This window comes from Achromobacter pulmonis, from assembly GCF_002885955.2.
Classification (GTDB): domain Bacteria; phylum Pseudomonadota; class Gammaproteobacteria; order Burkholderiales; family Burkholderiaceae_B; genus Achromobacter; species Achromobacter pulmonis_A.
The window spans coordinates 1-902 of record NZ_POQS01000048.1 but is presented as its reverse complement, the minus strand read 5'-3'; the positions used below and the strand labels follow the sequence as shown (position 1 = coordinate 902).

Here is a 902-nt window from a genome sequence, read left to right as displayed (position 1 = left end):
GCCACGGACGCCTCGCGGCCGCGCGCAAGCTGGAGTTGCCCCAGGCCCCAGTCATTGAGCTGGGACACCTCACCCCGGCGCAAAAACGCGCCTACGTGATCGCCGACAACCGCCTGGCGCTGGATGCGGGTTGGGACGACGAGTTGCTGGCGCTTGAGCTGGCCGAGCTGTCTGAGGCCGGTTACGACTTGCTGATGACTGGCTTCGACGATGACGAGTTGGCCCAGATGCTGGCTGACATTGGAGAGACGGAGGGTTCGGATACCGATGAAGAACCGGCCAGCGATGAGGATGACGATATTCCCGCACCACCCAAGCAGCCGATCTCCCGACCAGGGGATGTCTGGCAACTGGGCCAGCACCGCCTGATCTGCGGCGATGCCAGCGACCCATCCGTGGTCGCCACCTTGATGCAGGGCGAGCAGGCCAGTCTGTGTTTCACCTCGCCGCCCTATGGCAACCAGCGCGACTACACCTCTGGCGGTATCGCTGACTGGGATGGCCTGATGCGCGGCGTGTTCGCGCAAGTGCCCATGGCCGCCGATGGCCAAGTGCTGGTCAACCTCGGCCTGATCCACCGCGACAACGAGTTCATCCCGTATTGGGACGCATGGCTCGACTGGATGCGCAGCCAAGGCTGGCGGCGGTTTGCCTGGTACGTATGGGACCAGGGGCCAGGCATGCCCGGCGATTGGCAGGGGCGTCTGGCGCCGAGCTTTGAATTCATCTTCCACTTCAACCGACAAACGCGCAAACCCAACAAGACCGTGCCTTGCAAGTTTGCCGGCCAGGATACCCACCTGCGTGCCGACGGATCCTCGACCGCGATGCGCGGCAAGGATGGACAGGTCAACGGCTGGACCGCTGCCGGTCAACCGACCCAGGACCACCGCATCCCCGAC

At 64.4% G+C, this 902-nt stretch carries 1 protein-coding gene; it reads left to right on the top strand.

The genetic code is table 11. The annotated features are described in order from the left end of the window. The coding region (locus C1I89_RS33735) for a DNA modification methylase (RefSeq protein ID WP_102776424.1) at positions 1 to 902 on the top strand (902 nt) is incomplete at both ends.